This window comes from Amycolatopsis sp. NPDC051128 (assembly GCF_040682715.1).
Taxonomy (GTDB): domain Bacteria; phylum Actinomycetota; class Actinomycetes; order Mycobacteriales; family Pseudonocardiaceae; genus Amycolatopsis.
In genome coordinates this window covers 100,575-126,114 of sequence record NZ_JBFBBN010000015.1, presented here as the reverse complement: position 1 = coordinate 126,114, position 25,540 = coordinate 100,575, and the positions used below count along the sequence as shown (strand labels likewise).

24 protein-coding genes and 2 tRNA genes are annotated in these 25,540 nt (G+C 68.5%); 13 read left to right on the top strand and 13 right to left on the bottom strand.

All coding sequences use genetic code 11. From position 1 onward, the window contains the following. Positions 1-71: 71 nt before the first annotated feature. Positions 72-599, bottom strand: coding sequence for a DUF2020 domain-containing protein (locus AB0M82_RS18225; RefSeq protein WP_364722873.1), 528 nt, complete (start codon positions 597-599; stop codon positions 72-74). Positions 600-709: 110 nt separating this feature from the next. On the opposite strand from AB0M82_RS18225, the gene AB0M82_RS18220 reads away from it, so the two are divergent. From AB0M82_RS18220 to AB0M82_RS18210, 3 genes are all read left to right on the top strand, one after another. Beyond that, positions 710-1,384, top strand: a complete 675-nt coding sequence (locus tag AB0M82_RS18220) for a hypothetical protein (protein ID WP_364722871.1) — start codon at positions 710-712, stop codon at positions 1,382-1,384. Between the two features lie 4 nt (positions 1,385-1,388). Beyond that, complete coding sequence (locus AB0M82_RS18215; protein ID WP_364722869.1) at positions 1,389-2,027, top strand: pyridoxal 5'-phosphate synthase; 639 nt, start codon at positions 1,389-1,391, stop codon at positions 2,025-2,027. 89 nt (positions 2,028-2,116) lie between these two features. Next, the gene (locus AB0M82_RS18210; protein WP_364722867.1) at positions 2,117-3,505 is read left to right on the top strand and encodes an alpha/beta fold hydrolase; all 1,389 of its coding nucleotides are present in this window, start codon (positions 2,117-2,119) and stop codon (positions 3,503-3,505) included. A 51-nt stretch (positions 3,506-3,556) separates the two neighbouring features. Here the strand turns inward: AB0M82_RS18210 and AB0M82_RS18205 are convergent. Further along, a tRNA-Ala gene (locus AB0M82_RS18205) sits at positions 3,557-3,629 on the bottom strand. A 31-nt stretch (positions 3,630-3,660) separates the two neighbouring features. Continuing rightward, entirely contained in the window at positions 3,661-3,828 is a 168-nt protein-coding gene (locus tag AB0M82_RS18200) for a DLW-39 family protein (protein WP_086679331.1), read from the bottom strand. Positions 3,829-4,697: 869 nt separating this feature from the next. On the opposite strand from AB0M82_RS18200, the gene AB0M82_RS18195 reads away from it, so the two are divergent. After that, the gene (locus AB0M82_RS18195) at positions 4,698-4,850 is read left to right on the top strand and encodes a hypothetical protein (protein ID WP_364722865.1); all 153 of its coding nucleotides are present in this window, start codon (positions 4,698-4,700) and stop codon (positions 4,848-4,850) included. Between the two features lie 1,188 nt (positions 4,851-6,038). Here the strand turns inward: AB0M82_RS18195 and AB0M82_RS18190 are convergent. Further along, the gene (locus tag AB0M82_RS18190) at positions 6,039-6,719 is read right to left on the bottom strand and encodes a hypothetical protein (protein ID WP_364722863.1); all 681 of its coding nucleotides are present in this window, start codon (positions 6,717-6,719) and stop codon (positions 6,039-6,041) included. Between the two features lie 44 nt (positions 6,720-6,763). Here AB0M82_RS18190 and AB0M82_RS18185 point away from each other — a divergent pair, with 44 nt between their 5' ends. Beyond that, on the top strand, positions 6,764-7,066 hold the full coding sequence (locus AB0M82_RS18185; RefSeq protein WP_364722861.1) for a tyrosine-type recombinase/integrase: 303 nt from the start codon (positions 6,764-6,766) through the stop codon (positions 7,064-7,066). A 69-nt stretch (positions 7,067-7,135) separates the two neighbouring features. On the opposite strand, the gene AB0M82_RS18180 is transcribed toward AB0M82_RS18185, so the two are convergent. The 9 genes from AB0M82_RS18180 to dnaA all read right to left on the bottom strand — a co-directional run bounded on the left by AB0M82_RS18180 (position 7,136) and on the right by dnaA (position 19,182). Further along, a tRNA-Ile gene (locus AB0M82_RS18180) sits at positions 7,136-7,209 on the bottom strand. 49 nt (positions 7,210-7,258) lie between these two features. Further along, a complete protein-coding gene (locus AB0M82_RS18175) occupies positions 7,259-7,945 on the bottom strand; it encodes a DUF3566 domain-containing protein (RefSeq protein WP_364722859.1) in 687 nt (228 codons plus the stop codon). Between the two features lie 48 nt (positions 7,946-7,993). Further along, positions 7,994-10,531, bottom strand: coding sequence for a DNA gyrase subunit A (gene gyrA, locus AB0M82_RS18170; RefSeq protein ID WP_364722857.1), 2,538 nt, complete (start codon positions 10,529-10,531; stop codon positions 7,994-7,996). Between the two features lie 49 nt (positions 10,532-10,580). Next, complete coding sequence (gene gyrB, locus AB0M82_RS18165; RefSeq protein WP_364722855.1) at positions 10,581-12,548, bottom strand: DNA topoisomerase (ATP-hydrolyzing) subunit B; 1,968 nt, start codon at positions 12,546-12,548, stop codon at positions 10,581-10,583. A gap of 197 nt (positions 12,549-12,745) precedes the next feature. Further along, on the bottom strand, positions 12,746-13,366 hold the full coding sequence (locus tag AB0M82_RS18160; protein ID WP_364722853.1) for a DciA family protein: 621 nt from the start codon (positions 13,364-13,366) through the stop codon (positions 12,746-12,748). 130 nt (positions 13,367-13,496) lie between these two features. Further along, positions 13,497-14,651 (bottom strand): DNA replication/repair protein RecF, encoded by a 1,155-nt coding sequence (gene recF, locus AB0M82_RS18155; protein WP_364722851.1) that lies wholly within the window; start codon positions 14,649-14,651, stop codon positions 13,497-13,499. Positions 14,652-14,661: 10 nt separating this feature from the next. Beyond that, positions 14,662-15,552, bottom strand: a complete 891-nt coding sequence (gene gnd / locus AB0M82_RS18150; protein WP_364722849.1) for a phosphogluconate dehydrogenase (NAD(+)-dependent, decarboxylating) — start codon at positions 15,550-15,552, stop codon at positions 14,662-14,664. Between the two features lie 32 nt (positions 15,553-15,584). Next, on the bottom strand, positions 15,585-16,718 hold the full coding sequence (dnaN, locus tag AB0M82_RS18145; protein ID WP_364722847.1) for a DNA polymerase III subunit beta: 1,134 nt from the start codon (positions 16,716-16,718) through the stop codon (positions 15,585-15,587). A gap of 847 nt (positions 16,719-17,565) precedes the next feature. Further along, positions 17,566-19,182, bottom strand: a complete 1,617-nt coding sequence (gene dnaA / locus AB0M82_RS18140; protein WP_364722845.1) for a chromosomal replication initiator protein DnaA — start codon at positions 19,180-19,182, stop codon at positions 17,566-17,568. Positions 19,183-19,771: 589 nt separating this feature from the next. On the opposite strand from dnaA, the gene rpmH reads away from it, so the two are divergent. The 8 genes from rpmH (at position 19,772) to AB0M82_RS18100 (ending at position 25,444) form a co-directional block, all read left to right on the top strand. Continuing rightward, positions 19,772-19,915 (top strand): 50S ribosomal protein L34, encoded by a 144-nt coding sequence (gene rpmH, locus AB0M82_RS18135; RefSeq protein ID WP_013231070.1) that lies wholly within the window; start codon positions 19,772-19,774, stop codon positions 19,913-19,915. Positions 19,916-19,937: 22 nt separating this feature from the next. Continuing rightward, the gene (gene rnpA, locus AB0M82_RS18130; RefSeq protein ID WP_364722843.1) at positions 19,938-20,372 is read left to right on the top strand and encodes a ribonuclease P protein component; all 435 of its coding nucleotides are present in this window, start codon (positions 19,938-19,940) and stop codon (positions 20,370-20,372) included. Positions 20,373-20,377: 5 nt separating this feature from the next. Continuing rightward, positions 20,378-20,710, top strand: coding sequence for a membrane protein insertion efficiency factor YidD (yidD, locus tag AB0M82_RS18125; RefSeq protein ID WP_364722973.1), 333 nt, complete (start codon positions 20,378-20,380; stop codon positions 20,708-20,710). 5 nt (positions 20,711-20,715) lie between these two features. Then, positions 20,716-21,858 (top strand): membrane protein insertase YidC, encoded by a 1,143-nt coding sequence (gene yidC, locus AB0M82_RS18120; protein ID WP_364722841.1) that lies wholly within the window; start codon positions 20,716-20,718, stop codon positions 21,856-21,858. A gap of 30 nt (positions 21,859-21,888) precedes the next feature. Then, on the top strand, positions 21,889-22,452 hold the full coding sequence (locus tag AB0M82_RS18115; protein ID WP_364722839.1) for a R3H domain-containing nucleic acid-binding protein: 564 nt from the start codon (positions 21,889-21,891) through the stop codon (positions 22,450-22,452). A 291-nt stretch (positions 22,453-22,743) separates the two neighbouring features. After that, the gene (gene rsmG / locus AB0M82_RS18110) at positions 22,744-23,436 is read left to right on the top strand and encodes a 16S rRNA (guanine(527)-N(7))-methyltransferase RsmG (RefSeq protein ID WP_364722837.1); all 693 of its coding nucleotides are present in this window, start codon (positions 22,744-22,746) and stop codon (positions 23,434-23,436) included. A 65-nt stretch (positions 23,437-23,501) separates the two neighbouring features. Further along, a complete protein-coding gene (locus tag AB0M82_RS18105; protein ID WP_364722835.1) occupies positions 23,502-24,446 on the top strand; it encodes a ParA family protein in 945 nt (314 codons plus the stop codon). Then, on the top strand, positions 24,443-25,444 hold the full coding sequence (locus AB0M82_RS18100) for a ParB/RepB/Spo0J family partition protein (protein WP_364722833.1): 1,002 nt from the start codon (positions 24,443-24,445) through the stop codon (positions 25,442-25,444). The genes AB0M82_RS18105 and AB0M82_RS18100 overlap by 4 nt, the downstream gene beginning before the upstream one ends. The last annotated feature ends 96 nt before the right edge of the window (positions 25,445-25,540 follow it).

Here is a 25,540-nt window from a genome sequence, read left to right as displayed (position 1 = left end):
GGGGGTGGATTTGCGCGTGCCGCACAGGGTAATACAAGATCAAATTCACGCACCTGTGCGGAGGCCACTACCTAGAGTTTGAGCGCAGCGATAGCCTTCTTCACCACTGTGCGTGCCTTCACGCTCTGCTTCTGATTGGTCGTCGCGATGACCGCCGAAGCCCCCTTCGAGACCGCGTACACGGCGCCATTGTCGGTCGACAGGTAGCCGCCCTTCCAGCCCGCCGGGTCGCTCGCCGGGTTGGACGTCTCGACCGGCGCCGCCTTGTTGACCAGCGCCGTCGCGACGTCCGGCTGCCCGACGTACACCCGGATGGTGAGCTGGATCTTCCCGTCCGGGCGATAGAAGAAGCACGCCGGGTGCGGCTGGTCGGCGGAAACGCGCACCTTCGACACGTGCTGGCCGTTCGCCTCGGCCACGATTTCGCTGCCGAGGTACGGGCAGTCCTCGGTCGCCCCCGGCTGCGGATCCGGCGGCAGCCCGGTGCCCGCGGCAACGGCGGTGGACGGCCGGCTGGGGGACGCGGTGCCGGACACGATGGTGGGGCCACAGCCGGCCAGGAGGACCACGGCGGGCACGAGAAGTACGAGTCGTCGCATAGCGCGCACAGTCAACCATGAAGCATGTGTGAAACCCGCTGGCTGACGTCGCCGTGAGAGCATGGCGGTGTCCTTCATGGCTCCGGTTGTCTCAGTGAGGGAGGTCCGGCGTGCTCACCCCCGAGCAGTACCTCGGCGCGGTGGCCGAACGCGTCCAGCGTTCCGGTGGCCGGCTGAACTCCGTGCAGATCGGCCCCGCCACGGCCGTCGTCGGTCTGTTCACCGAGTCGGTGCTGCTGTCGACGATGAACTACTGCGTGGTCGCCGCCGCCGTCCCGGAGGTCAGCGCCGCGGCGTTGTACGACTTCACCGGCCGCGCCACCCAGTACGCCCGCGCGAACATGGTCGGCACGGCCGGCTGGACCGCGGCTTCGGTGGTGATCGCCGGGCTCGTCGGCCAGCGCGTGTACCCGGACGCGGCGCAGGCGGCGTCGGCGAAGTCGGGCAACCAGTTCGGCGGCGAGACCCGGATGGTCGCGGTGGACCTCTCGGCCGGGCAGATGTACGCGTTCGTCGGCGGGAAGTTCTGGGGCGCCGCGATGCAGGGCTCGGTCAACGCCAGGCTGACGTACTGCTTCCCGCAGCCCGCCGAGGTCTACCAGCAGGTGCAGTGGCAGCAGGCGCAGCAACCGCCGCCTCCTCCGGTCCAGCAGCCACCGCCTCCTCCGGGCTGGCAGCAGCAGCCACCGATGGCCGCGCCGCCCGTGCCGCCCCCGCCGTACGCCGGCCAGGCCGGTCCGCAGCCGCCGGTGTACCCACCGCCGGGACACCAGCCGTACGGTTAGTGACATGGTTTCGTTGCGCGGCTGGCCGTCGTTCCCCGAAGAACTTCCCGTGTTCGCACCGGAAACGGCGCCACCGGACCCGCAGTCGCTGTTCGTGGAGTGGCTGACCGAAGCCGGCGAGCACGTGCTGGCGCCGCACGCCGTCACACTGTCCACAGTGGACGCCGATGGCGCACCCGACGCGCGGGTGGTGATCCTCAAGGACGTCGGCCCCGCCGGCTGGGCGGTCGCCACCAGTGCGGAAAGCCCGAAAGGCCGCCAGCTGAGCAAGGACCCCCGGGCGGCGTTGACGTTCTTCTGGCCGGGCCGGGGCCGTCAGATCCGGCTGCGCGGCCCGGTCTCCACTGCCGCACCAGAGGTGTCCGCGGCGGACTTCCTGGCCCGGCCGCCGGCGTCCCGCGTCGAGGCGTTCATCGGGCGCCAGTCGCAGGTGCTGCACGACCCCGCGGACCTCGACGCGGCGGCCGCGGAGGCGGAACACTGGGTCGCGGACAACCCGGACGGGGCCCCGGAAACGTGGACGCGGTACCTCGTGGACCCGGACGAAGTCGAGTTCTGGCAGGCCAGTCACGACCGGCGGCACGTGCGGCTGCGGTACCGGAAGACCGACGGCGGGTGGGTCCGCGAGCGCCTCTGGCCCTGACGGGCCCCGGCGCGGCGGGCGAAGATCTCCTGCGTAAAGCCCTGATCGGGGGTATGCCGCGCACGGCCGGATGTGCGCATGATGCGTCCATGCGCTCGAAGATCCTGACCGCCGGGCTGGTCCTGGCGCTGACCGCCGCACTCGGGGGTGTGGCCGCGGCCGACGCGCGTCCTGGGGGACGACCGAAGCTGACGGACCCGCATCCGTGCCCGGGACAACCGGGCTTCACCTGCTCGACCCTGACCGTGCCGCTCGACCACACCGGCCGCGTGCCGGGCACGCTCGACCTGCCCGTCGCGACCGCGGACAACGTGACCGCACCGAAGGGCGTCCTGCTGCTCCTCGCCGGCGGGCCCGGCCAGGGCGGCGTCGGCATCATCTCGCGCATCGCCGGCCTGCGGCTGCCCGAGCTCGCCAAGGACTACCGGTTCGTCATGCTCGACCAGCGCGGCACCGGCGCGGGCGCGTTGCGGTGCCCGGGCCTGCAGGCGCAGGTGGGCAGTTCGGACATCGCGACGCCCTCGCGTGAAGCGGTGGCGGAATGCGCGCGCATCCTCGGGGACACGGCGCCGCTGTACTCGACCGACCAGAGCGTCGCGGACTTCGACCGGCTCCGTCAGGCGCTGGGCGTGTCGAAGATGGTGGTCGACGGCGTCTCGTACGGCGCGTTCACGGCGGCGCGGTACGCGATCGCGCACCCGGGCAACGTCAGCAAGGTCGTCCTCGATTCGGTGCTGCCCCACCACGCGACGGTGTCGAACTCCCTGTACCTGACGGGTTTGACGGCCGAAGCCCGCGTGCTGCGGGAGGCGTGTTCGGTAGCACCGGCGTGCGGCTTCGACCCCGCGGAGGACCTGGCGTGGGTGGTGCGCCACCGCAGCGCGGCCGACGGCGTGAAGATCTTCGACGCGATCGTCGAGTACGAGTTCAACGACCCGACCTACCGCAGTCAGGCGGCGGGCGACATCATCGGCGCCCTGCACGCCGCTCGCGGCGGCTCGCCGGACTGGCTCGACCAGGTCGTGACGTCCTACACCGAAGAAAACGTCGACCCTGCGGTCTACAGCACCGGCCTGCACGTGGCGACGCTGTGCGCGGACCAGCGCTTCCCGTGGGGTACGTCGGCCACGCCGGTCGCGCTCCGGCAGCCGGCCCTTTCCCTGGTGGAGCGGACTTTGCCCGCCCAGGCGACGTGGCCGTACACGACGGCGGTCGCGACGCACCAGGGCTTCATCCAGGGCTGCCTCCCATGGCCGGCGGAGCGCGTCGGCTCGAACCCGCCCACGCGGCTCCCGGACGTCCCGGTGCTGTTGCTCAACGGCGACCGTGACCTGTCGACGCCGTTGGAGTGGGCGCGGGAGGAAGCGGCTCAGGCACCGCAGGGCCGGCTGGTGATCGTGCCGGGCGAGTCGCACTCGATCCAGAACCGCGAGCGCGGCCACGCGGGCCGGGACGCGGTGATCAGCTTCCTCGAGTGAGTCCGGCGACGACGAAGGCCAGGTCGGCAGCGACCTGGCCTTCGTCACGTGTGGAGCTGAGGGGAATCGAACCCCTGACCCCCGCCTTGCAAAGGCGGTGCTCTACCAATTGAGCTACAGCCCCGGGCGCGGGCGGCGTACCGCCCGCGGAAGACTCAGTTGTGGGACGCGCCCGCCGGCTTGGCCGGGGTCGTGCCGTTGTTGGAGGGGACCGGCGCGGTCGCCTCGCGCCAGAGGTCGGCTTCGGCCTTGGCCGCCTTGTTGCGCTTCACGACGAACAGGACGCCGCCCGCGATGACCGCGAGTGCCAGCAGCTTCTTCACCGAAGCCCCCTTCTCAGCTTGCTTCTCTTACCCCGTGATGTTACTGCACCGGGTGCGGGGCGGGTGCCGGGCACCGTGGTTCCACGTGGAACCACGATCTTGCCGGTAACGCACGTCACACGCCCCGGGAAATACCGGACCAGGTCGCGCCGTTGTATCCACCGGTCGGTGTGCCCACCGTGTCCCCCGGGCCTCACCCATCGCCGTCGCGGAGTTCCGTCCGGCTGGAGCCGCGATGCGCCAAATCGCCGAGAGGCGACCGTGGTGCGCGCCGACTGTTACCGCTCAGCCCTGCCGGTCCTTCTCTTCCCGGCAGGGCTGACCCGTATCCAGGACATCTCAGGGTCGATCCCCGATGTCGTCACCTTCCGGCGAAGACAGCCTCGAAAGGGGTCAGACGTCAACGGAAGAGCCTGGTTGGCGCGCCCGCGTCTGGGACCAGGGCACCTTCGTCGCCAAGTCCGGTGACATCAAGGAAGACCCCAGGGAAAGGCTCACTTAGTCAGGCAGGCAGCAAAAAGCCCGGTTCACCAGAGAAAAGTGAACCGGGCTTGATCTGCGTGGGCCTACCAGGACTTGAACCTGGGACCTCTTCGTTATCAGGGCAAGATCACGACTTTCCGATCATGGCAGACGTCGCGTGACCTCGCGTTTTACTGTCCATGGACGTCCACCGATGACCGCCGACGACCTCCGCGATTGTCGCCCACTTTGTCGCCCGCCTTCAGCGATGTCGGTTGTATGCAGGCAGCGAAGTGTCTGCCCAGCTCCGGCACGGAAGAGCAAGTCATGGCCACGAAGGGCAAGCGCCAGCAATGAGCTGGGTCGTCAGATGTCACATTCCGTAGCGTGTCATCGACTATGGTGGTGTGGACGAGACGCAGCCCTCACTCATGCTGACCAACCTGACCGAGCTTGCGCAACAGGTGGTCAACACCGCCCGAAGTTTGTGGTCATTGCACCAGCTAGATCGTGTTTGGTTCATCGAACACATAGCCATGGGCTTGCGCGGACAGCAATAATCATCTGCCATGCAGCAGCGCGAGAAACCTGACTGGCAAGTGCGCCGGGGCACGAAGTCCAACACCCATCTACTCGGAGGATTGACGGACTATGCGCCCAAGGACGGCAGCGGAGTGGTCCACTTGTTGGACACGTGGGCGCGGCTTCTCAAACTCGCTCCGGACCCGAACCGCGCAGTTGCCCACATCGCTCGATACAATGGCCTTTCCTATAAACAAGTTGAGCATATGCGGCAAGCTCGGAATACCTGCGCTCATACGATCGACGGATGGCCTTCGTCTGATAATCTCACACAAGCGTTCATGACTGCGCACGCTCTGAGTGAGCTAACCCATAATATCCGTTTGACCCCTGTGTCGGCATCAGGGACAGGTCCGGCAAGGGAGAGCGGTCGTCCGAGTTCCAAGCTCCATCGCCTCCAAGGATTGACGGACTGTGCGCCCAAAGAACCCCAAAAAGGTATGGGAGTGGTGCGCGTGATGGATACATGGGCGCGGCTTCTCCAACTCGCTCCGGACCCGAAACTCGCAGTTGGCCACGTCGTTCAAATCAGTGGCTTACGCTTTGACGACGTCGATCATCTGCGACAGGTTCGACTTTGCTGCGCTCATCCAGACGACGGATGGCCTTCGTCTGACGACCTCATACGAGCGTTCAGAACTGCATACACCCTGGGCGAGGTAACCCTTGGTCGTCGTCTCCGTTTAACGTAGATCGGGCCGCGTGCCATATCCAGAGGCCACATCACCTATGTGGAGCGCGAGCTTGAATGCGTGGACGACCTCGTACGGCGTCCTCGTCGGCGGCCACTGGGCGGGCGATCGCGGGCACCATGGTCCCGGATGCCGAGGCAATGATGATCAGCGCGCGGCGAAGCCGGATCGACTCGCGGTAACCCCTGACGGACCAGGCGTAACGGTACTGGTCTGGACCCTGGAGTGAGGCGACAGGCCTGGACAGGTTGAGGCATGACGCACCTCAATCCGCCCTCTCCCGGCAAGATCGGAGAGTGCGCGGCAGAGCTGTTCGAGTCATACAGCCGACCCGGCGTGGCGCCAACCCGGTGATCGTTACTGGACGCCGCACTAGGTGGACCCATCCGTGCCGTTAGTCGCTCGCTCGTCCATCGGGGGCGGGACTGGCATCCTGCCGCCTGGCATTCCGCGAAGACTCGTCGTCGTGCGATCCTACTCAACGACGCCGTAGTGGGCTGCGAGCGCGGCAAAGTCTGGCCCGCGGCGCCGGGTCGCTCGATCGACAAGACGCCGCATCGTGGTCTTGCCGAGCGGCTGATATCGCACCCAGTCCGGCGCGAGGTCGCGGGCTTCGGCAAGCCATCCCAGGGCGTCTCGATCGTGGCGAAGGTCCGCGGCCGCCGCCGCGAGAAACAGCCGGTGGCCGGCTTCCCAGAAGGCCGGGACATCGCCGGTAGTGTCCGGCACGGCGGCCGCCAGGCGGAGCGCCTGTTCGGGGTCGCCAGCGCGCGCGGCAAGTTCGACGTTCTGAAGTGCGGCGACGCGTGGCCCGAAGATCGCCGCCTCCGTGGCCGTGTCGCCTCGTGACCGGATCGCAGCAGCGTGAGCGGCGGCAAGGAGATCCTCCGCGCGGCCAGTGCTCCCTGTTCGAAGCGCAGCGGTTGCCGCATTGAACAGCAGGTTGCCGAACACGCCAGCGCGCATGGGGTCCCGGTCGAGCATCCGCGGTTCGATCGCGGCGGCCGCCTGAGTAGCGACGCGCTCAGCATCTTCCGGCCGCCCCTGGCGGACCAGCGTCCACGCGAGGTAGCGCAGCGAAATCGCTGCCTCGACCTCGGGAGCATCCGACTCGGCTGCGGCCTTGATCGCCCTGGAGGCGGAGGTGTACGCCAAGTCGTCGAAGCCGAGCCGGCGACCGTTGGACGGAATGCGGGTTGGTGTTCGCTTCCGATGTCGGAACTGAGCTGGACGCGGCCAACGTCCGGCGGGCGTTCCGGAAGGTGGTAGCGAAGGCAGGGCTGAAGGCGGCCGACTGGACTCCTCGTGAGTTGCGGCACAGCTTCGCGTCGCTGCTCTCGGACAGCGGCGTCAGGATTGAGGACATCTCGCGCCTGATGGGCCACAACGGCACAGCCGTGACGGAGCTGGTCTACCGGCACCAGCTCCGGCCGGTCATCGAGGAGGGCACGACCGCGATGGACAAGCTGTTCGGCACGCCCGACGACGACCGAGCGGCATAGTCGCCCACTTAGTCGCCCAGGTAGCAAAAAGGCCGGTTTGCGGGACTCGCAAACCGGCCTTTTCCTGCGTGGGCCTACCAGGACTTGAACCTGGGACCTCTTCGTTATCAGCGAAGCGCTCTAACCGCCTGAGCTATAGGCCCTTGAACGAGGAGAACTGTACAGGACCCCCGGAGGGGCCCTGCAACCGGGTTACTCCCGTTCCGACAGGGTGACCTCGAGGCCGCCCGCGAGGTCGGCCGACACGTTGTAGATGAACGCGCTCACCGTGGCCAGTGCCGACACCAGGACGATGTTGATCGCTCCCAAGATCGCCGCGATGCCGAATACGCGGCCCGCGCTGATCAGTGGTTCCGATGATGCGTTGGCGCCTTCGCCGCCCACCAGGGACGAGTACGTTCCGTTCAGCTTGGCCCAGACGCCCATGCCGTCGAGGACCGTGTACAGCACGCCCACCGCGACGAGCCAGACGAAGAACATCGCGACGCCCAGTACGAGGGACAGCTTCAGCACCGACCACGGGTCGAAGCGCTTGACCTGAAGGCTCGCCCGGCGCGGGCCGCGGCCCGGGCGCCTCAACGCGCTCGGGCGGGCACGCTGGGACGACGCCGACGGGATGGCCGCCGCGGACGGCTCGCCTGACGGCGGGGTGTCGGCCCCGCCGCCGAACAGGCGGGGGGCCGCGCTGCCCGTCACCACGTCGCTCTCGGCGGCGGCGGGCTGTGGCTCCTCGGCCGCCGGCTCGGGTTTGTAGAGCGTCTCATCCGTGGCCAGCTTCACCGTTGCCTCGGAGTCGCCGTCCTTGTCTACCCGCTGCCAGGGCGGGCTCGCCGGAGTTCCGTTCGAACCCGCTGCCTCGGGTTTTTCGGATGGTGTCACGAAGAGTCAGTCCTTACCCGTGCCGTGGGGGCGCTGTCCGCAGTGAACTTACTGCTCTGACGGCGCCGTCGTTTCTTCACCCGCTTCAGGTGCTTCCGGGGCTTCACCATTGGCGACGTCCGAGGGCTCGTCCGCGTTGCGTGCGACCGCGAGAAGAGTCGTTCCTTCGCCGAGATTCATCAGCCGGACCCCCTTCGTCTGCCGTCCTGCCTTGCGCACGTCGCGCGCCGGCGTGCGGATGACGCCGCCGCTCGAGGTGATCGCGTAGAGCTCGTCCTCGGCGTCGACGATGAGCGCACCCACCAGCCTGCCACGTTTCCGGTCGTGCTGAATGGTGAGCACGCCCTTGCCGCCGCGGCCCTGGACCGGGTAGTCCTCGATCGGCGTGCGCTTCGAGTACCCGCCGTCGGTCGCGACCAGCAGGAACTTGTCCTCCTTGACGACGCTGATGCCGAGCAGCTCGTCACCGTCGTTGAACCGCATCCCGAGCACGCCGGAGGTGGGGCGGCCCATCGGCCGCAGCGCCTCGTCCGTCGCGTGGAAGCGGATCGACTGGCCTTCCGCGGACACCAGCAGCAGGTCGTCCTCGGCCGCCGCCAGCACCGCGCCGACCAGCTCGTCGCCTTCGCGCAGGTTGATGGCGATGAGGCCGCCGGAGCGGTTCGAGTCGAAGTCGGTGAGCTTGGTCTTCTTCACCAGGCCGCGCTTGGTCGCGAGCACCAGGTACGGCGCGACCTCGTAGTTGCGGATCTCGATGACCTGGGCGATCTGCTCGTCCGGCTGGAACGCCATGAGGTTCGCCACGTGCTGGCCGCGCGCGTTGCGGTTGGCCTCGGGCAGCTCGTACGCCTTGGTCCGGTAGACGCGGCCCTTGTTCGTGAAGAACAGGATCCAGTCGTGCGTCGAGCAGACGAAGAAGTGCTGGACGATGTCGTCCTGCTTCAGCGTCGCGCCCTGCACGCCCTTGCCGCCGCGCTTCTGCGAGCGGTACAGGTCGGTCTTCGTGCGCTTGGCGTACCCCGTGCGGGTGATGGTGACGACGACGTCCTCGACGGCGATGAGTTCCTCGTCGGTGACGTCGCCGCTGAAGCCGATGATCTTCGTGCGCCGGTCGTCGCCGTACTTCTCGACGATGGCCATCAGCTCGTCGCGGATGATCGCGCGCTGCCGCTCGGGCTTCTCGAGGATGTCCTTGAGGTCGGCGATCTCCAGCTCGATCTCGGCCAGCTGGTCGATGATCCGCTGGCGCTCCAGTGCGGCGAGGCGCCGCAGCTGCATGTCGAGGATCGCGGTGGCCTGGATCTCGTCGACGTCCAGCAGCTCCATCAGGGCCGGCCGGGCCTCGTCGGCGGACGGCGACCGCCGGATCAGCGCGATGACCTCGTCGAGCGCGTCGAGCGCCTTGACGTAACCACGCAGGATGTGGGCCCGTTCCTCGGCCTTCTTCAGCCGGAAGCGGGTCCGCCGGACGATGACCTCGACCTGGTGCTTCACGTAGTGCCGGATGATCTGGTCGAGCCGCAGCGTGCGCGGCACGCCGTCGACCAGCGCCAGCATGTTGACGCCGAAGTTCTGCTGCAGCTGGGTGTGCTTGAACAGGTTGTTCAGCACGACCTTCGCGACGGCGTCCCGCTTGACGGTGACGACGATCCGCATGCCGGAGCGGCTGTTGGACTCGTCGGCGATGTCGGAGATGCCGGTGAGCTTGCCGTCGCGGACCAGGTTCGCGATGTTCTCGACCAGGTTGTCCGGGTTGACCTGGTACGGCAGCTCGGACACGACCAGGATCGTGCGGCCCTTCGCGTCCTCCTCGACCTCGACGACCGCGCGCATGCGGACCGAGCCGCGGCCGGTGCGGTAGGCGTCCTCGATGCCGGACGTGCCGAGGATCATCGCCTTGGTCGGGAAGTCCGGGCCCTTGATCCGGACCAGCAGCGCGGCCAGCAGCTCGTCGTCGGTCGCCTCGGGGTTCTCCAGCGCCCAGACGACGCCGTCGGAGACCTCGCGCAGGTTGTGCGGCGGGATGTTCGTCGCCATCCCGACCGCGATCCCGGAACCGCCGTTGACCAGCAGGTTCGGGAACCGCGACGGCAGGACGTCGGGCTCCTGCGTGCGGCCGTCGTAGTTGTCGGAGAAGTCGACGGTGTCTTCTTCGATGTCGGCCAGCATCTGCATGGCCAGCGGCGCGAGCCGGGACTCGGTGTACCGCATGGCGGCCGCGGGATCGTTGCCAGGCGAGCCGAAGTTGCCCTGCCCGTCGATCAGCGGGTACCGCATCGACCACGGCTGGGCGAGCCGGACCAGCGCGTCGTAGATCGCCGAGTCGCCGTGCGGGTGGTAGTTGCCCATGACGTCGCCGACGACGCGAGAGCACTTGTTGTACCCGCGGTCCGGGCGGAAGCCGGAGTCGAACATCGAGTACAGCACCCGCCGGTGCACCGGCTTGAGCCCGTCCCGGACGTCCGGCAGCGCGCGCGACACGATGACGCTCATCGCGTAGTCGATGTAGGAGCGCTGCATCTCCTGCTGGATGTCGACCGGTTCGATCCGGTCGTGGTCCGGAGCCGGCGGCAAGGTTTCCGTCATGGGGTCCTTCTCGAGTGGAGAGTCCTAGCGGGACAACGAACGGGGACGCCTACACGTCCAGGAAACGCACGTCTTTCGCGTTGCGCGTGATGAACGAACGGCGAGCCTCGACGTCCTCGCCCATCAGGACCGAGAACAGGTCGTCGGCCTGGGCGGCGTCGTCGAGGGTGACCCGGCCCAGCAGCCGGTTGGCCGGGTCCATCGTGGTCTCCCACAGCTCTTCGGCGTTCATCTCGCCGAGACCCTTGTAGCGCTGGATCGCGTCGTCCTTCGGGAGCCTCTTGCCGGCCTCGACGCCCGCCCGGATGACGGCGTCGCGCTCGCGGTCGGAGTACGCGTACTCCGGTTCCGCCCGCGGCCACTTGATCTTGTACAGCGGCGGCCGCGACAGGAAGACGTGGCCGTGCTCGATCAGCGGCGTCATGAACCGGAACAGCAGGGTGAGCAGCAGCGTGGTGATGTGCTGGCCGTCGACGTCGGCGTCGGCCATCAGCACGATCTTGTGGTAGCGCAGCTTCTCGAGGTCGAACTCGTCGTGGATGCCGGTGCCGAGCGCGGTGATCAGCGACTGGACCTCGGTGTTCTTGAGGACGCGGTCGATCCGGGCCTTCTCGACGTTGATGATCTTGCCGCGGATCGGCAGGATCGCCTGGTACATCGAGTCCCGGCCCTCCTTGGCCGAGCCGCCGGCCGAGTCACCCTCGACGATGTAGAGCTCGCACTCCTCCGGCTTCGTGGAACGGCAGTCCTTGAGCTTGCCGGGCAGGCCGCCGATGTCGAGCGCGCCCTTGCGGCGCACCAGGTCACGCGCCTTGCGCGCGGCCATCCGGGCCTGTGCCGAGGAGATCGACTTGTTGATGATCGTCTTCGCCTCGGCGGGGTTGCGCTCGAACCAGTCCGCCAGCCACTCGTTCGACTGCTGCTGCACGAACGTCTTGGCCTCGCTGTTGCCCAGCTTGGTCTTGGTCTGGCCCTCGAACTGCGGCTCGGACAGCTTGATCGAGACGATCGCGGCGAGACCCTCGCGCACGTCGTCACCGGTCAGGTTGGTGTCCTTCTCCTTGAGCAGCTTCTTGTCGCGCGCGTACGTGTTGACGACGCGGGTCAGCGCGGCGCGGAAGCCCTCTTCGTGGGTGCCGCCCTCGTGGGTGTTGATCGTGTTGGCGAACGTGTAGACCGACGGCGTGAAGCCGTTGTTCCACTGCATGGCGACCTCGACCTCGAGGCCGGTGCCCTTGGCCTCGAAGGAGATCACACTGCTGTGGATCGGGTCCTTGCTGCCGTTGATGTGCTTGACGAAGTCTTCGAGCCCGCCCGGGTAGCAGTAGGTCTTCTCCTTGACCCGCGCGACCTTGCCCTCGGCGTCCGCCTCGGTCTCTTCGTCGGCGACGCGCTCGTCGCGCAGGGACAGCGTCAGTCCCTTGTTGAGGAACGCCATCTCCTGGAGGCGACGCGAGATCGTCTCGAAGTTGTAGGTCGTGGTCTCGAAGATGTCACCGTCGGCCCAGAACGTCATCGTCGTCCCGGTCTCGGTCGCCGGGCCGAGGTCCTCGAGCGGGCCCGGGATCTGGTCGGTGTACAGCTGGCGCCAGCTGCGGCCGCCGTACTTGACCTCGGCGAGCAGCCTCGTCGACAACGCGTTCACCACGGAGATGCCGACGCCGTGCAGGCCGCCGGACACCGCGTAGGAGTCGCTGTCGAACTTGCCACCGGCGTGCAGCTGGGTGAGCACGACCTCGATGGTCGGTTTGTTCTCCTTGGGGTGCATGTCGACCGGGATGCCGCGGCCGTCGTCGACGACGCGCACCCCACCGTCGGCGAGGAGGGTAACCTCGACCTTGGTGGCGTGCCCGGCCATCGCCTCGTCGACGGAGTTGTCGACGACCTCCTGGACGAGGTGGTGCAGCCCGCGTTCACCGGTGGAACCGATGTACATGCCGGGGCGCTTGCGGACCGCTTCAAGGCCTTCGAGCACCGTGATCGACGACGCGTTGTACTCGCTCTTGTTCTCGGTCACCGGCGTTGATTCTCCTCGTCTCGCCCGAGCGGACACTCGCTCCCTCCCAGTGTACTTGGCCGCGTCCGCTGGCATGCGGCAAGGACACCCCTGAGCGCGTCACAGACGGACGAAATCGGTCTGAGCCGAGTCTTGACGTATCTCGGGAGGTCTGGATGCGTTCTCGGGGCATTCAACCGAGCATCACGCAACCCGGGTCAGCCGTACGTGTCGCGAGGGCCGCGGCCGGACACGTGGCGGGGCCCTTTCCGCCAGCTCGGGGCGGTCGGACCCTGGATCCGCATCCGCTTGACGACGCCGTTGCCGACCCCCGCCGCGATCTTGGCCAGCAGTTTTCCCTGCAGCAGGCGGAGCTGGGTGGCCCAGGCCGTGGAGCTGGCGCGGACCGTGAGCTCGCCGTCCTTGAGCGCGACCGGCTGCGCGTGTTCGGCGACGTCTTCGCCGACGAGCCGCCCCCACTGCGCGAAGACGCGGGCGGTGGAGACGCTCTCGTTCCAGCCGCGGTCGCTGACCAGCCGGGAGACGAGCCGGCCGAGCGGCTGCGGGTCGCGCGCGTCCGCGCCCGGCCCCGACCAGCGGCGACGCCGGGGGTTCTGGCCACCGCCGCCCGCCGCGCGGCGCCGGTACCCCGGCGGCACGCCCCGCTCTTTCGCCTTGGCCTTCGCGGCCTCGAGCGCGGCGTGCGCGAGGTCCCGGCCCGTGGCCGGTGTCCCGTTCGGACCAGCGGCACCATCACGCTGCGTGTTCGACGAGGTTTGCCCGGGTGGGTTACTCCCCGTACGGGGGGTGTCAAGCGGCCGATTCGGGGTTTTTATCACGCCCGGCGATAACGCGGGCACGGGTTTATCCACACTGTCCACAGGTTTGTCCCCAGATCGGTGGGTAACTGCTGTGTCGGCGATCACACCGGGTGGCCGACTCGATCTTGCCGCCCCGCGTCCGCCCTGCTCAGCCACGCGTGATCTCACCATCCGCCACCACGAACCGGCGGCCGGCCAGTTCTTCGGGCACGTCTTCGTTCACCGCGGCGGTCACCAGCACCTGTTCGGCGCTCGCGGCCACCTCGGCCAGCCTGGCCCGGCGCTTGCGGTCCAGCTCGGCGAACACGTCGTCGAGCAGCAGCACCGGTTCGCCCGCCTCCCCGCGCAGCAGCTCGTAGCTGCCGAGCCGGAGGGCGAGCGCGAACGACCAGGACTCGCCGTGACTCGCGTAGCCCTTGGCCGGCGCCTCGCCCAGGATCAGCTCCAGCTCGTCCCGGTGCGGGCCGACCAGGCTGATCCCGCGCTCGAGCTCCGCCTTGCGAGCTTCCCCGAGCGCCTTGAGCAAGACGTCCTTGAGGACATCGGGTTGCGCCCGTTCCCCATCCGGTACGCCGTACGTCGCCGGAAGGTCCGCGCCGAGCGACGACCGGTAGGAGATCTTCGCCGGACGTGAGTCCGGCGCCACCCCCATGTACGCCGAAGCCGCGTGCGGCGCGAGGTCGGCGACGAGGTTCAGCCGCGCGGCCAGCAGCTCCGCGCCCGCCACCGCGAGGTGGTCGTCCCAGACTTCGAGCGTCGAAAGCGCGTACGGGTCTTCGCGACCGGTGCGTCGCTTCCCCGCCGTCTTCAGCAGGGCGTTGCGTTGCTTCAGCACCTTCTCGTAGTCCGCCCGCACCCCGGCGTACCGCGGCGCGCGCAGCACCAGCAGCTCGTCGAGGAACCGGCGTCGCTCGCCAGGGTCTCCCCGCACGAGCGCCAGGTCCTCCGGGGAGAACAGCACCGTGCGCAGGATCCCGAGCACGTCACGCGGCCTGCCGACCGCGCCACGGTTCACCCGGGCCCGGTTCGCCCGGCCGGCGGTGATCTCGAGCTCGACGGTCAGCTCGCGGTCGTCGTTGACCACCGCGACCCGCACCAGCGCGCGCTCGCAGCCGTGCCGGATCAGCGGCGCGTCCGTCGCGACGCGGTGCGAACCGAGCGTCGCGACGTAGCCGATCGCCTCCAGCAGGTTGGTCTTGCCGCGACCGTTCTGGCCGACCAGCACGGTCGGCCCCGGTTCCAGGGCGAGATCGGCCTGTGGCCAGGAGCGGAAGTCGGTGACCTGCAAGTGCCGCAGATACACCAGTGCTCCTTTACTCGCCGGCCTTCTTCACCGCGTGGCCACCGAACTGGTTGCGCAACGCGGCGACCGCGCGCATCGCGGCCGAGTGCTCCTGGCGCGAGGCGAACCGCGCGAACAGCGCGGCCGAGATGACCGGCGCCGGCACCGCGTTGTTGATCGCCTCTTCCAGCGTCCAGCGGCCTTCGCCGGAATCCTCGACGTAGCCTTCGAGGTCGTCCAGCTCCGGGTCCTCGTCGAGGGCGCGCACGAGCAGGTCGAGCAGCCAGGACCGGACGACGGTGCCGCGCTGCCAGCCCTTGATCACCGCGGGCACGTCCTTGACGACCTTGGCCGCCTCGAGCAGCTCGAAACCTTCGGCGAAGGCCTGCATCATGCCGTACTCGATGCCGTTGTGGATCATCTTCGCGTAGTGGCCCGCGCCGACGTCGCCAGCGTGCGAGAAGCCTTCTTCGCGCGGGCCTTCCGGACGCAGCGCGTCGAAGATCGGCATCGCCTTCTCGACGTCGGCGGCCGCGCCGCCGACCATCAGGCCATAGCCGTTCTCCTTGCCCCACACGCCACCGGACACACCGCAGTCGAGGTACCCGATGCTCTTCGCCGCCAGCAGGTCGGCGTTCAGCTTGTCGTCGGTGTACTTCGAGTTGCCGCCGTCGATCACCATGTCGCCCGCGGCGAGCAGGTTGCCCAGCTCGGTGATCGTCTGCCGGGTCGGCTCGCCGGCCGGGACCATGATCCACACGATCCGCGGGGCGTCCAGTTTGGACACCAGGTCTTCGAGCGAGGTCGTGTCGCTGACGTCCGGGTTGCGGTCGTAGCCGACCACCTCGTGACCGGCCGCGCGCAGCCGCTCACGCATGTTGAAGCCCATCTTGCCCAGGCCGATCAGACCGAGCTGAACCATGAGTTCCCCTTACGTGCTAACGAAAGTGTGGGTCAGCCCGGGAGGCGGACCGGCATCAGGAGGTAGAGGTAGCCGGGGACGACGTTGCCCTCGGCGTCGGCGGGCTTGATGAGCGCGGGCCGGTTCGGCGTGGTGAACGTCAGCTCCGCCCGGTCGCTGTGCAGCGCGCCGAGGCCGTCGACGAGGTAACCCGGGTTGAACGCGATGGTCACCGGCTCACCTTCGTACTCGACCTGCAGCTCTTCTTCGGCGCTGCCCTCGTCGTCACCGCCCGCGGACAACCGCAGCGTGTTGTCCCCGAACTCCAGTCGTACCTGAGTCCCCCGCTCCGCCACCAGTGAAACGCGCTTGATGGACTCGGTGAGCGCCGACACGTCGATGACGGCGCGTGAGGAGTGGGACGCGGGCAGCAGCTGGCGGTACGGCGGGAACTCCGCGTCGAGCAGCCGGGTCGTCGTGTAGCGCCCGGAGCCGGACAGGCCGAGCAGCCCTTCGCCACTGGCGAGGGCGAGCCGGATCGTGGCGCCGCTCGCGCCGAGCGTCTTGGCCGCCTCGGCGAGGGTGCGGGCCGGGACGAGCACCGCGGCGTCGGCGAGACCTTCGGCCGGCTGCCACGTGAACTCGCGCATGGCGAGCCGGAACCGGTCCGTCGCGACCAGGGTCAGCGAGCTGCCGGAGATCTCGAGCCGCATGCCGGTGAGCATCGGCAGCGTGTCGTCCTTGCCCGCGGCGACGACGACCTGGGTGACGGCCTGGCCGAACGCGTCGCCGGCGAGCTCGCCCGCGAAGGCGGGCTGGGACGGCAGCTGCGGGTAGTCCTCGACCGGCATCGTCGGCAGGGAGAACCGCGCGCTGCCGCAGGTGATGGTGGCGCGCGCACCGTCGACGGAGATCTCGACCGGCTGCGCGGGCAGCGCCTTGGTGATGTCGGCGAGGAGCCTGCCGGAGACCAGCAGGCGGCCGCCGTCGGCGATCGTCGCGGGGACCCCGACCGTGGCCGAGACCTCGTAGTCGAAACCCGAGACCGTCAACGCGTCGGTCTCGCCGTCCGAACCGGCGTCGAGGAGCACGCCGCCCAGTACCGGCACCGGAGGCCGGGAGGGGAGGCTTCTGGCCACCCACGCGACGGCGTCGGCGAGCCCGTCACGCTCGACGCGGATCTTCATGCGCGCATCCTTTCGACGACCGAGCCGCGGTTGGCTCGGGCCCGACCTCGTTCTGGCGGGGCAGTGACCGGCTGCCTCCTCCGGCCGGTCCGCCCTCCGCGTTGAGCGGCCGGAGCACGAACCAGGTGCAGACGTCCACGGTAGGCCGTCGCGGGTGCCGACGTCATCTCGGCCTCCCCTTCGATTTGTCGACTTGACGACACGATCTTGCGGCTGTCCCCAACTTCGTCCTTCGCCTGTTTTTGTTTTGTTCTCTCTTAGAAGAGATCTAAAGGCAGTAGTGATAGTAAGCGGTGTGGATTGTGTGGATTGAGCTCGTTCGCGCAGGTCGGAGTACTCGCGGGCATGTGGAGAACCGGTGGGGTCGATCTGTGGGCAACTCGGGGCGTCCGTGGATGGTTTCGGCCGACCCCCGATTCATCCACAGTCGGGCCGAGTTGTCCCCACGGTTGTCCCCAGGTGTGGGGCGAGCTGTACCCAGGGTCTGGGGGTGCCCGGAGTGGTCCGAACCGCTCTTCCGAGTGACTGGCCCGTCCTGTGCACACAATGTGGGCAACCTGTGGAATCAGCGTGGACAAGGGTGTGGATTCCCTGTGGATCACCTGTGGGCGGGGTGTGGAGGGATTCCGTGTCTTCGCTGATGGGAGACCCGTTGGCACTGTGGGCAAACTGCCCACACCATGGGGAAACTTCCTTGTGTACAAACAATTTTCGCGACTTTCCGAAGCGCACGTACGCGGCTTCGCTGCTTCGCCGCCCTACGCGTGCTTCGGACACTCCAAAGACGACTTCGGGGCGTCCACTTTGCGCGGACGCCCCGAAGTCGTTGAGAGGTAAGGAAGAATTGCTACTGGCGGGCGCGCTGCTTGATGCGCGACGTCAGCTCCTGCACCTGGTCGTAGATCCGCCGGCGCTCGGCCATCTCCTTGCGGATCTTCTTGTCCGCGTGCATGACCGTCGTGTGGTCGCGGCCGCCGAACGTCTGCCCGATCTTCGGCAGCGACATGTCGGTCAGCTCGCGGCAGAGGTACATCGCGATCTGGCGGGCCGTGGCGAGCGCCTTCGTCTTGCCGGGGCCGCACAGGTCGTCCAGCGTCACGTCGAAGAACTCGGAGATGACGCCCATGATGGTGGGAGCGGTGATCTCCGGCGCGTGCGAGTCGGGGATCAGGTCGCGCAGCACGATCTCGGCGAGCGCGCTGTCGACCGGCTGCTGGTTCAGCGACGCGAAGGCCGTGACCCGGATCAGCGCGCCTTCGAGCTCCCGGATGTTCGCCTCGACGCGCGAGGCGATGAACTCCAGGACGTCGCCCGGCACCGCCAGCCTGTCCTGCGCCGCCTTCTTCCGGAGGATCGCGATGCGCGTCTCGAGCTCGGGCGGCTGGATGTCGGTGATCAGGCCCCACTCGAAGCGGGTCCGCAGCCGGTCCTCCAGCGTCTCGAGGCGCTTCGGCGGGCGGTCGGAGCTGACGACGATCTGCTTGTTCGCGTTGTGGAGGGTGTTGAAGGTGTGGAAGAACTCTTCCTGCGTGCCTTCTTTCCCCTCCAGGAACTGGATGTCGTCGACGAGCAGGATGTCTATGTCGCGGTAGCGCCGCTGGAAGGCGACCTTGCGGTCGTCTCGCAGCGAGTTGATGAAGTCGTTCGTGAACTCTTCGGTCGAGACGTACCGGACGCGCATGCCCGGGAAGAGCCGTTGCGCGTAGTGCCCGACCGCGTGCAGCAGGTGCGTCTTGCCGAGCCCGGACTCGCCCCAGATGAAGAGGGGGTTGTACGCGCGGGCCGGCGCTTCGGCCACGGCGACCGCGGCCGCGTGCGCGAAGCGGTTGGACGCGCCGATGACGAACGTGTCGAAGGTGTACTTCTCGTTCAGCTTCGTCTTCGACGTCTGCGGCTGCGCCGGCGCGGTGTACGGCTGGCCGGCGATCGGCTGGCCGGAGAACGTCGGCCAGATCTCGTGGACCGCGGCGAGCGCCTCGCCCTCTTCGTCGACTTCTTCGTCGGTGTCGTCGCCGTCGTCCGGCTTCGACGCGAGGGACTGGTGCGGCGGCCGGGGCGCCAGCGACGGCGCGGGTTCGGGGCGCGGCGGCATCATCGGCGCGCCGTTGCCCGGCAACGGCGGCGCGGGTTGGGGGCTCGCGCCGTTTTCCGCCCGGCCGGGGGACGGTGCGTAGTGAGGCGCGGCGGCCGGGGCGACCGCTTCGGCGCTGTCGACCTTCACGGCGAGGGAGATGGCGCGGCCGAGCCGCCGGGAGAGCGCGTCGGTGATCGCGCCGCGCAGGCCGCGTTCGATCGCTTCCTTCGCGAAGTCACTGGGAGCCGCGAGCAGCGCGGTGCCGTCGAGCAGGCCGATCGGGCGGGTCACCCGCATCCAGGCGCGCTGCTGGGGGGACAGGGTCCCGTCGGACAGTTCGCGCACTACCTGTTCCCAGATGACGCCCAGATTATGCTGGTGTTCCGACACCTGTCTGGCTCCCCTCCCCTCGTCGGCGTGGACGGCCGAACGGCCCGGGAACGCCCCGGTCACTCCACCCGGCGATCACAGGAGGACCTGCCCGCGCGCTGGCACAGCGAATATCCACATAGTTGTCCACAGCTGTGCACTAATGTACGGCGACCCGCGGCGACCCCACCTGCGGGCTCGTCGTACGCCGGTGGGCACTCCACCACCCGGATACTCGTGCACCTCGACCGGTGACCCGGGAGAGGCACGCTAACAAGCCCCGCCCGCGGCCACAAGGCATCCTGGTGCGTCAGCATTTCACGGTGCACCGCGGGTGGCCATTCGGTGCCGCGGTGTCGCCGGTCCGGCTCGCACCCGCCGGTCGCGGACGGTGGCCGAGGGGGCGCTTACCGGCCGTCGGACGGGGGTGCGTACCCTCGTAAGGTCTCCCGCATGCGACGGGCGTGTTTCGCGCGCCCACGTTGTCGTCGCTCGTCGTGACGAGGCCACACGTTGGTAGGAGACACCAGAGACTGCCGTGCGCCCGCACGACACGCCAGACGGAGGGGGCCCCAATCCTCCCCGTCCGACGCGACACACAGGAGAAGCAGTGAGCAAGGGTAAGCGCACCTTCCAGCCGAACAACCGCCGCCGCGCGAAGACCCACGGGTTCCGGCTGCGCATGCGGACCCGGGCCGGCCGGGCCATCCTGGCGGCCCGCCGTCGCAAGGGCCGCGGCGCGCTGTCCGCCTGATCGCACCCGGTCGAGGCGCGCCGTGCTGCCGGCTGCCGCACGTCTGCGGCGGAGCGAGGAATTCCGCGTGGTTCTCCGTCGCGGGTCCAAGGCAGGCAGGCGTCGCCTCGTCGTCCACGCGCTGACCACGGACCCGCCCGGGGCCGCCGGCACTTCGCCGGCGGCCAGGGCGGGTTTTGTGGTGAGCAAGGCCGTCGGCAACTCGGTGGTCCGCCACCGCGTCACCCGGCGGTTGCGTCATCTCGTTTCGGCCAGGCTCGGAACCCTGCCCGCCGGCAGTGCGTTGGTCGTACGGGCATTACCGCCGTCCGCGACCGCGTCCAGCGCGGAGCTCGGGGCCGATCTCGACGCCGCGCTACGTCGGCTGGGACTTCTGTCGTCGCGCCGTCCGGCCGGGGATGTCCCCCGCCCGACGCGTCCCGCGGACGCGGCCCCCGACCACGGATCAGCGGTGTGACCGGCATGCGAGCCACCCCCGAGCACCACTCGGCGCACGAAGAGCACGACCACGACGACGTCGAGCCGCGACCAGGCCCCGTCGCCTGGGTCCTGCTGCTCCCCATCAAGCTCTATCGCAAGGCGATTTCGCCCTTCCTCCCGCCGGCTTGCCGGTTCTACCCGAGCTGCAGCGCGTACGCAGTCGAAGCCCTCACCCGGCACGGCGCCGGCCGTGGCTCCTACCTCGCGCTGCGCCGACTGCTCCGCTGCGGCCCCTGGACGCCACCCGGCCGCGACCCGGTACCCGAGACGTTCTCGTGGCGACACCGCAGACCTGAAACACCGATCGAGGAGTAGCAGCAGTGCTCGATTTCATCTACTACCCCGTGTCCTTCATCCTCTGGTGTTGGCACAAGGTCTTCGGGCTGGTCTTCGGGGAAGCCTCGGCCATCTCCTGGATCCTCGGCATCATCTTCCTGACGTTCACGGTGCGCGGCATCATGTTCAAGCCGTTCGTGAACCAGGTCCGGTCGATGAAGAAGATGCAGGACTTCGCGCCGGAGATGAAGAAGATCCAGAAGAAGTTCGCGAACGACCGGCAGCGCCAGGCCGCGGAGATGCAGAAGCTCCAGAAGGAGCACGGCGTCAACCCGCTGGGCAGCTGCCTGCCGATGCTGCTCCAGATTCCGGTGTTCATCGGCCTGAACTGGGTCCTCCGCGCATTCACCATCCAGCCGACGGGTGGCGGCCCCAAGACCGAGAACTACTTCTTCAACCAGCACGACGTCGAGTCGTACGTCAACGCGAAGCTGTTCGGCGTCAACATCGGCGAAGCGGTCCACAACGGTGTCACGGCGATCGGTGGCTCGGGCGCTTCCGGCTGGCACTGGAACGTCCTCCCGGTCGCGCTGCCGCTGATGATCGTCGCTTCGATCGCCACGCACCTCACCGCGCGGCACTCGGTGGCCCGGCAGAACGCCGCGTCGGCCACCCCGCAGACCGCCATCATGAACAAGCTGACGATGTACATCTTCCCGCTCGGTGTGCTCGTCTTCGGTGCGCTGTTCCCGCTCGGCCTCCTCTTCTACTGGCTGGCGAACAACGGCTGGACCCTGATGCAGCAGCGCCTCGTCTACACGAAGATCGACAAGGAAGAGGCCGCCCGCAAGGCCGAAGCCGTGGAGAAGCGCGCGTCGCTCGGCCCGAAGCCGGGCCAGAAGCCGACCGCGCCGAAGGTCGGCCAGAAGCCGGTCCAGCAGAAGAAGAACCAGCCCGCGCAGAGTGGCTCGCAGAAGAAGGTCGCCAAGGCGGGCTCGGCCCACGGCTTCGCTCAGCTCACGCCGGCGGAGGCCGCCGCCAAGGCCGCCGAGTCCGCCAAGGCGGACGGCGCCGCGGACCAGGTCCCGGCCGAAGCGAACAGCCAGAACGGCTCGAAGGAGAACGGCACGGACGTGCCCGGGCTCCTCAAAGACTCGACCAGGAAGTCGGGCCGGAAGCGCCGCTGAGGCGCGACCGGTCCGGAGAGGAGACGAATGATGTCGGAGACGATCGACACGATCGACGCCGATCAGGATGACGTGACCCCGGGCGCGACCGCGACCGCGGACGCGGGGGGCGAGGAGAAGGCGGGTGGTGACGACATCCTCGTGCAGGAGGGTGACATCGCCGGCGACTACCTCGAGCGCCTGCTGGACCTGCTCGACTACGACGGTGACATCGACCTGGACGTGGAAGCCGGCCGCGCGATCGTGAGCATCGACGGCGGCGAAGACCTCGAGAAGCTCGTCGGCCCGCGCGGCACGGTGCTCGAGGCGCTGCAGGAGCTGACCCGTCTGGCGGTCCAGCAGGAGACCGGCTCCCGCAGCCGGCTGATGCTGGACATCGCGGGCTGGCGAGCGGACCGTCGCGAGGAGCTGCGCGAGCTCGGCCGCTCGACGGCGGAGTCGGTCCTCTCGAGCGGCGAGCGGGTGCGGCTGCAGCCGATGAGCCCGTTCGAACGCAAGGTGGTGCACGACGCGGTGGCGACGGTCGCCGGCGTCACCAGCGAGAGCGAGGGCGAAGACCCGAAGCGCCGAGTGGTGATCTTCCCGGAGGCCTGAGCCTCGATTGACGAGAGCGGCCCCATCCGACTGGTTCGGGTGGGGCCGCTTCTTTGTGTGCTAGGTGTGGCTCATGCGTCCCCCGCCCGGTGAGGTCCTCACCCCCGGAGGACCCAACGAGCACGTCCGAGCGAATTACATCGGTGATGTTTCACGTGGAACGTCCATCGCGGCCATCGGCTGAGTGGAGTTGTCCACATCTACGGTCTGTCGGCTCGTTTTCGCCTCGGCATCGGGGACAATCGAGCGAGCGCGGTTTCACGTGAAACCGGCGGACGAGGAGTAGACCGAGTGAGCTTGGAGCAGGCCGCGGTGGCGGTGCGGGCCGCGGCGGAGCGTGTGTTCGGTGAGCACGTCGACCAGGCGGCCGGGTACGTCGAACTCCTGGAGCTCCACGGCGTCGAGCGTGGGCTGATCGGACCGCGGGAAGTCGAGCGGCTGTGGGAACGGCATGTGCTCAACTCGGCCGTCATCGGCGAGCAGCTGCCCCAGGGGGCTCGGGTCATCGACGTCGGGTCGGGCGCTGGGCTTCCGGGAGTGCCGCTCGCGATCGCGCGACCGGACCTCGATATCGTCTTGCTCGAACCGATGGCCCGCCGGGTGGACTGGCTGGCCGAGGTAGCCGAGAAGCTGGAACTCCCGATCACCATCGTCCGTGGACGCGCGGAGGAGCGGCCTGTGCGTGAGCAGCTCGGTGGCGCGGACATCGTCACCGCTCGCGCGGTCGCCCCGCTCGCCCGGCTCGCGGACTGGTGTCTGCCACTGGTCCGACCCGATGGTTTTCTGGTCGCCCTCAAAGGCGCCAGCGCGGCGGAGGAGATCGACCGGGACGGTGCCGCCATCCGCAGGGCGGGTGGCGCCGATCCGCTGATCGTCGAGTGTGGGGCGGACGTGCTGGAGGTCCCCAGCACGGTCGTGAAGATCCGTCGCCTGCCGTCGAAGACGGCGTCGGCCAAGCCGAAGGCACGGAGCAAGAAGCGCTAGCGCAGAGAACGAGCCGCGGTGTTCCACGTGAAACGACGCGGCTCGACCATCGACCAGACGTCTACATGGAGGAGGTGTCGAGACCGGTGAATCCCCCGCCGTCCGACTCCACGCAGACCAGCCACGACGTGGGCTGGACGCCGATCGCCGAAGAAGCCACCCGCGCCGCGCGGCTGCTGCACCCGGAGCGGACACTCCCCCGCCCCGGTCGCCGTCGCGTGCTGACCGTCGCCAACCAGAAGGGCGGCGTCGGCAAGACCACCAGCACGGTCAACCTAGCCGCCGCCCTTGCCGTCCACGGCCTCAAGACGCTCGTGGTCGACCTCGACCCGCAGGGCAACGCGAGCACCGCGCTCGACGTCGACCACCGGTCCGGGACGCCGTCCATCTACGAGGTGCTGATCGGGGAGGTGACGCTCGCGGAGGCGGCCCAGCCGACCGATCAGTCCCCGAACCTCTTCTGCGTCCCCGCGACGATTGACCTCGCCGGCGCCGAGATCGAGCTCGTCTCGATGGCTTCCCGCGAGTCCCGGCTCAAGGAGGCCATCTCCTCGGAGATCCTCGACCAGATCGGCGTCGATTACGTCCTCATCGACTGCCCGCCTTCGCTCGGCCTTCTGACGGTCAACGCGATGGTCGCCGCGCAGGAGGTGCTCATCCCGATCCAGTGCGAGTACTACGCGCTGGAAGGTCTCGGGCAGCTGCTGAGCAACATCGAACTCGTCCAGCAGCACCTCAACCGCGAGCTCCGCGTCTCGACGATCCTCCTCACCATGTACGACGGCCGGACCAAGCTGGCCGACCAGGTGACGAACGAGGTGCGGAACCACTTCGGCGACACCGTGCTGAAGACCGTCATCCCCCGCAGCGTGAAGGTCTCCGAGGCGCCCGGCTACGGCCAGACCGTCCTCGCCTACGATCCCGGTTCGCGCGGGGCGATGAGCTACGTCGACGCGGCCAAGGAGATCGCCGAGCGCGGCGCACTGATGGAGAGGGGTAGTTCGACATGACCGAGCGCAGAGGAGGACTGGGGCGCGGCCTCGCCGCCCTGATCCCGACCGGCCCGCCCGGCGGCGGCTCCCTGCCCGCGCCCGGTGACACCTCGGCGGCCGACAAGAAGGCGGCCGAGGAAAAGGGCTGGTTCGCCGCGAACGGTCAGGCGAAGCAGCACAGCGGCGAGGTCGCCGGGGCCGTCTACCGCGAGATCCCCGTCGGCTCGATCAAGCCGAACCCGAAGCAGCCGCGTCAGGTCTTCGACGAAGACGCGCTCGCCGAACTTGAGCACTCGATCCGCGAGTTCGGGCTCATGCAGCCCATCGTGGTCCGCGAACTCGGGAACGACGAGTACGAGCTCGTCATGGGCGAGCGGCGGCTGCGCGCGTCGCAGCAGGCGGAGCTCGAAGCGATCCCGGCGATCGTCCGGCAGACCGCCGACGAGTCGATGCTGCGCGACGCGCTCCTGGAGAACATCCACCGCGTCCAGCTGAACCCCCTCGAAGAGGCGGCAGCGTACCAGCAGCTGCTCGACGAGTTCGCCGTCACGCACGAAGAGCTGGCGAGCCGCATCGGCCGCAGCCGGCCGGTCATCACCAACACGATCCGGCTCCTCAAGCTGCCCCTGCCGGTGCAGCGCCGGGTCGCCGCGGGCGTCCTGTCCGCCGGGCACGCGCGGGCGCTGCTGTCGCTTGAGGACGCCGAGAGCCAGGAAGAGCTCGCCACCCGCATCGTCGCGGAAGGCATGTCGGTCCGGGCGACCGAGGAAGCCGTCACGCTCAAGAAGAGCGAGAAGCCGGCCAAGCCGAAGCCGGCAGCGCGCAAGCCGATCCAGGCACCCGGGTTGCAGGAACTCGCGAACCGCCTTTCGGACCGGTTCGACACCCGCGTGAAGGTCGACCTCGGCCGGCGCAAGGGGCGGATCGTGCTCGAGTTCGGCTCGGTCGACGACCTCGAGCGAATCGTCTCGATCATCGACGCGAACACGGCAAATCGGACACCGGATTCCGATTAGGGATCACCCCGGGGTGTTTCGTCACGGTGATGATTGCGGTTCGCAGCCGCCGCAAGCACAGCCAGTGATGATCGTTCGCGACACGAAAAAGGCCAC

Coding starts and splice junctions, on each gene's coding strand:
- dnaN (WP_364722847.1), bottom strand. CDS start 16,718: ATGAAGATCCGCGTCGAGCGTGACGGGCTCGCCGACGCCGTCGCGTGG.
- AB0M82_RS18100 (WP_364722833.1), top strand. CDS start 24,443: ATGACCGAGCGCAGAGGAGGACTGGGGCGCGGCCTCGCCGCCCTGATC.
- AB0M82_RS18105 (WP_364722835.1), top strand. CDS start 23,502: ATGGAGGAGGTGTCGAGACCGGTGAATCCCCCGCCGTCCGACTCCACG.
- AB0M82_RS18115 (WP_364722839.1), top strand. CDS start 21,889: ATGTCGGAGACGATCGACACGATCGACGCCGATCAGGATGACGTGACC.
- AB0M82_RS18225 (WP_364722873.1), bottom strand. CDS start 599: ATGCGACGACTCGTACTTCTCGTGCCCGCCGTGGTCCTCCTGGCCGGC.
- gyrA (WP_364722857.1), bottom strand. CDS start 10,531: ATGACGGAAACCTTGCCGCCGGCTCCGGACCACGACCGGATCGAACCG.
- yidD (WP_364722973.1), top strand. CDS start 20,378: ATGCGAGCCACCCCCGAGCACCACTCGGCGCACGAAGAGCACGACCAC.
- AB0M82_RS18210 (WP_364722867.1), top strand. CDS start 2,117: ATGCGCTCGAAGATCCTGACCGCCGGGCTGGTCCTGGCGCTGACCGCC.
- AB0M82_RS18215 (WP_364722869.1), top strand. CDS start 1,389: ATGGTTTCGTTGCGCGGCTGGCCGTCGTTCCCCGAAGAACTTCCCGTG.
- gnd (WP_364722849.1), bottom strand. CDS start 15,552: ATGGTTCAGCTCGGTCTGATCGGCCTGGGCAAGATGGGCTTCAACATG.